This window comes from Dapis purpurea BLCC-M126 (assembly GCF_050015975.1).
In the GTDB taxonomy this organism is placed as follows: domain Bacteria; phylum Cyanobacteriota; class Cyanobacteriia; order Cyanobacteriales; family Microcoleaceae; genus Trichodesmium.
Window position 1 is genome coordinate 32,825 of the sequence record NZ_JBNHER010000277.1, and the last position, 4,935, is coordinate 37,759.

Here is a 4,935-nt window from a genome sequence, read left to right on the forward strand (position 1 = left end):
AGTCATAGTCCCTTAGCCAATTTTGGCCAAGGGACTTTTTTTTACATATTCGACTTTAGTTTTGAAAAACTTATGTTTTTTATATTTAGTATATTATTTTCAAAACAATCAAATGATGGGCTTAACCCCTCACGGGTGTTATACTACGTTTAGTAGATGCACCCTGATAGTTATTTGTCCCTTAGTCAATGTTGGCCAAGGGGCTTTTATTTTTGTAGGGAGTATAGAGTTACAGGCACAAAAGTTATCTCGCTCGTTAGTTTTCGGTGCTAGAATAAATGCTTCACTAAAAGGATTTACCAATGTCCGCGCCCTAAATGCTTAGTGCTACAGGTAAGTAGGGAATACAAAGAAATTAGGGAGTAGGGGGAAATTAAAGATATTTAAGATACGAAGAGAATATTTTTTTTATAATATTTATAAAAAAGCCGCTCTCTGCTAATTAAGCAGAAAACGGATTAGATATATCGATACTTAATGGAGCATATGGGAGTCGAACCCATGTCCAAAATGGCTATTCACCCTTCACTCATTCACAGGTTTAGCTCTTTTTAACCCTCAGAGCTGGGACCATCCATTATCCCGGATGGCGGGATGCTCTGGTGAAGTCTTAACTAGCATAAGACCAGAGGCAGTTTGCTAGTGCATCCGTTGGGGTTAAGTCTGTAATCCTTAACGGAGTCAAATCACAGACGCTCGAACCTATAAGAGGTGTTTTCGCAATTAAGCTACAGCTACTTGCTTACGAGCAAAAGGTACAATGTTGTTTGCACTTATTATTTTTTGAGCCCAGGATTTGCGAGAGAAGACTCACTCTCGACCTGCATCACAAAGCAGATTTCACCACCCTGTCGAAACCGTTAATGCCCCGCATGGTTATTCTTATATAATACACAATTATTTTAACGATGACAACTCAGATTAGAAGTCAGAAGTCAAAAGTCAAAAGTAATAAATTATATGTTTTTTTAAATTCTTGCCACTAATGTAAATCATCTTCCCAAATACCAATATAGACACGATTATCTTTACTACGCTCGATTAGACCTTCTAAATTACCTGTTTTAAACTCGTAGCGACTAATTTGCCTGTTTCTTACATCTTGCAGTCCTTGTTTAATGTCTGGAGTAATCTTCAAATTCAACATATTAGTCAAAGCTACTCTCACCATCCGGTCATCTATAGTATCCGCTACAGACAACTCAGTTTGTCGTAAGCGACTAGAATCTCGATCGTATATGTAGCCTAAAGTAACTTTATTAGGAAGTAAATCATAAATCACAGCCCTGGTATTAGGCCAATACCCACGCTCTTGAACTTTTGTAGGTTTTCCTAATAATTCTATTACCTTACTTTCTAATGTACCTGGAGGTAAACCACGAATAATTGGCAGATCCCTAATAGTCGAATTATCAATAGGATCGGAAGGAATATTATCCGGCAATACTAAGTCTAGAAGTGTTTTGGGAACTGAATCTTGAGGAGATGGAGCAGGTGTAGGAGGTTTGACTTTAGGTGGTATAGATGTTGGTTGTTCTACAGGAGGTAAAGGAGTAGGAGTAGGTGTGAACACTGGAGGTATAGGCGATGGCGCAACTGTTGGGGTCGGAATAAAAGTTGGCTCTGGAGTATTGCTAGGTTGTGGAGATGGGGTGGGTGTACTTGCTGGTGTTGGTATTGGAGTTGGAGTTTGGGCAATAATATCTGATGGTCTTACGGTGGGAGAAGGTTGAGTCGGTTGAGCAATGGGAGGAGTAGAAGAATTCTGAGAGTTAAGCACTATTGCTGCTAATGCTCCTGCTATCAGAGTAAGGATCGCTCCAAGTGTTCCCCACATCAAAATTTTTGGAGGTCTTTGTGTAGTAGGAAGATTTACATTAGCAATTTTTCCATTCCCCAATTTCTGAGTTGGACGTTGGGGTATTACCTGTATAGTTGAATTATTGGTAAGAGAATCTGATAAAAGCTTTAACCATTCATCCACACTTTGAGGTCGGTGTTGAATATCTAAAGCCATACCCTTAAGCACTGCTTGATTAACAGTAGCACTAATTTGAGGTTGTAACTCACGAGGACTAGGAATTTCCTGTTGTACTCTCCTGGGTGCTGGTACTGGCACTTGTCCAGTTAATAATGTATAGAAAGTAGCAGCTAAACCATATACATCTGTTGCTGCTGTGCGTTTTCCTTGAGGCAAATACTGTTCTGGTGGAGCATAACCATCTGAGACCAGATTAGTGTGAACTTGAGTTTTACCTGCAATAAACTCCCGCGCAATACCAAAGTCAATTAAAATTACTTCCTCAGTATCCTGACGCAGCATAATATTTTGGGGTTTAATATCTCGGTGAAGCAAATTATTTTGATTTACTACTATCAAAGCATTCCCTATTTGACGAATATAATTCACAGCGATCGCCTCTGGTAGAGGTTGGCCGCCAAATACCACTTCTGCTAAAGTCTGACCGGGAATATAGTCCATTACCATGTAAGGCTGACCATCTTCGACAAAAAAATCACTAACTCGGACAATCTTAGGATGGACACACAAAGCAAGTCTTTTGGCCTCATCCTGAAATTTATGTTGAAATTCTGCAAAATTAGGATGTTGAGTTAGAGACTCATTGAGAGTTTTAATAACTACTGGTTGTCCTAAATAATTATGAGTAGCTTTGATAGTAATGCCAAAACCACCCCTTCCTAGTTCTTGTTCTAAGGTATATTTGCCCCCTTGTAGGTTTGATGATATCTTCATTTTTCTTCCCCAATCTCTCTTTATCCTAGTTAATAGGTCAATTTAGTATTCAGGAGTTTAGCTATATAGCTGAAGTCAGAAGTCAGAAGTCAGAAGTCAGAAGTTAAATTCTTGCTGTGACTATATTTGAAGTAATGGCGACTGCTATAAAAATAAATAGGCTAAATTGCATATTAACTTCTACTACTTGTTAATGTATTTCAATTACGAATTAATTAAGACTTGCTGAAAAAGTCTGTTGATCCTGGAAGGGAATGGGGAATAGTTGCAGGTGTAATTTTTCTTTCTGCATTTTTCCAGGTCTTATGAGCAAAAATCTAAAGTAAGCGAATTTTAGGATAATGACTAATAGACATCTCCATATAATCAAAAATTCAATCAATCCCATGCGCATAAATTATCAATTCTTTCCCCCTATTCTGTAGGGACGTTTCACTGCGTGACATGAAACGCATTTTTGTTATGCAACGTCCCCTACCTACTCCCTCTTTTTCGGAAAGGTCTAATGACGAATCTTAGACTAGGAAATGTTTTTCCAACTCTTCCCTATTCCCTATTCCCTTGAAATAAATGACCTTAAAGATACTTTGCCTGAGTAATGGTCACGGAGAAGATGCGATCGCAGTTCAAATTTTACAACAACTCGAAAAATATCCTCTTCCTCCTAGTCTTGCTGCTTTACCAATAGTAGGAGAAGGACAAGCTTATAGCAAAATAGCTAACCTCTCAATTATTGGCCCCCGACAAAGGATGCCTTCTGGTGGCTTTATCTATATGGATGGGAAACAATTATGGCGAGATGTCAGAGGTGGTTTATTAAGAGTTACCTTTGCTCAACTGAAAGCATTAAGATATTGGATAAGTTCTGAAAATAAGTTAGGTCATCAAGTAGTTATTTTGGCAGTTGGGGATATTGTTCCTTTATTATTTGCTTGGTTAAGTGGAGCACCTTATGCTTTTTTAGGAACTGCTAAATCAGAATATCTTATCCGAGATGAAACTGAACAACTTCCTCCCAAGTCTTGGGTGGAAAGTTTCCTACTTTGGTCAGGATCGGTTTATTTTCCCTGGGAACGTTGGTTAATGAGTAGGGGCAAATGTAGAGCGGTACTTGCTAGAGATGAGTTAACAGTAGAAATGTTACGGAAAAAGTCTATTCGAGCTTATTATGTGGGAAACCCAATGATGGATGGTGTAGAGTTGGAGAGCGATCTGCTGTCAATGTATCGTTCTGATGCTCAGATGTTAGGGATGCAAGGTCAAATAACAATTACTTTGTTACCTGGATCTCGTTCTCCAGAAGCTTATGCAAATTGGGAAATTATTATTCAGGCAGTTGTAGGGTTGCTGGAAACTTTCCCACAACAAAAGTTTTTGTTCCTGGGAGCTATCGCTCCTAATTTAGATTTAGAACCTTTTAGTACATTGCTTAAATCTTATCATTGGCGAGCTGAACGAGAAATTAAAACTCAAACTCAAAGCAGTATTTTACAACTACCAACGGATAATCCTCAACCAACCTTTTTTTCTGGAGAAGGAAGTATTCATTTTCCGCTAAAATTGATTTCTCCGAATAGAAATGCAAGTATGATTTTAAATCAACAAGCTTTTCCAGAATTTGTACATCGAGGAGATTTAGCTATTGCTATGGCAGGTACTGCTACAGAACAATTTGTCGGTTTAGGAAAACCAGCGATCGCTATTCCTGGTAATGGTCCTCAGTTTACATCTGCTTTTGGGGAAGCTCAAAGTCGCCTTTTAGGAATTTCTTTAATTCTGGTCAAACATCCTACAGAAGTTGCTGGTCTAGTTAAGTCTTTGTTAGATAACTCAGACCAACGACAATTAATTGCTCAAAATGGTGTTCGGAGAATGGGAAAATCAGGTGCATCTCAAAGAATTGCTAATTTTTTAATGGAGTTAAATTGGATGTAGAAAACAATTAATTATTAATTATTACCCAATTATTAATTATTAATAATTAAATATAGCAGTTTTCAGCCTGGTGAGGTACATTAATGATCCCTCTAAATCCCCCTTAAAAAGAGGGACTTCCAGTTCCCCCCTTCTCAAGGGGGGTTAGGGGGGATCTCCAGAACTGTACCTCACTAGCTTGGGAAATGCTATAATTCTGGTTTAAAGCCTCCCCTTTTAAGGGGAAAAAGCGGTTGAGGGATGGC

At 38.5% G+C, this 4,935-nt stretch carries 3 protein-coding genes and 1 other RNA gene; 2 read left to right on the top strand and 2 right to left on the bottom strand.

Annotation, left to right across the window (positions count from 1 at the left end; genetic code table 11):
• The first annotated feature begins 112 nt into the window (after nucleotides 1-112).
• Nucleotides 113-325, top strand: coding sequence for a hypothetical protein (locus ACP6PL_RS25720; RefSeq protein WP_426548180.1), 213 nt, complete (start codon nucleotides 113-115; stop codon nucleotides 323-325).
• Nucleotides 326-475: 150 nt separating this feature from the next.
• On the opposite strand, the gene ssrA is transcribed toward ACP6PL_RS25720, so the two are convergent.
• Nucleotides 476-870: a transfer-messenger RNA gene (ssrA, locus tag ACP6PL_RS25725) on the bottom strand.
• Between the two features lie 112 nt (nucleotides 871-982).
• Nucleotides 983-2,755 (bottom strand): serine/threonine protein kinase, encoded by a 1,773-nt coding sequence (locus ACP6PL_RS25730; RefSeq protein WP_426548181.1) that lies wholly within the window; start codon nucleotides 2,753-2,755, stop codon nucleotides 983-985.
• A 570-nt stretch (nucleotides 2,756-3,325) separates the two neighbouring features.
• Here ACP6PL_RS25730 and ACP6PL_RS25735 point away from each other — a divergent pair.
• A complete protein-coding gene (locus ACP6PL_RS25735) occupies nucleotides 3,326-4,690 on the top strand; it encodes a lipid-A-disaccharide synthase-related protein (protein ID WP_426548182.1) in 1,365 nt (454 codons plus the stop codon).
• Nucleotides 4,691-4,935 lie beyond the last annotated feature (245 nt).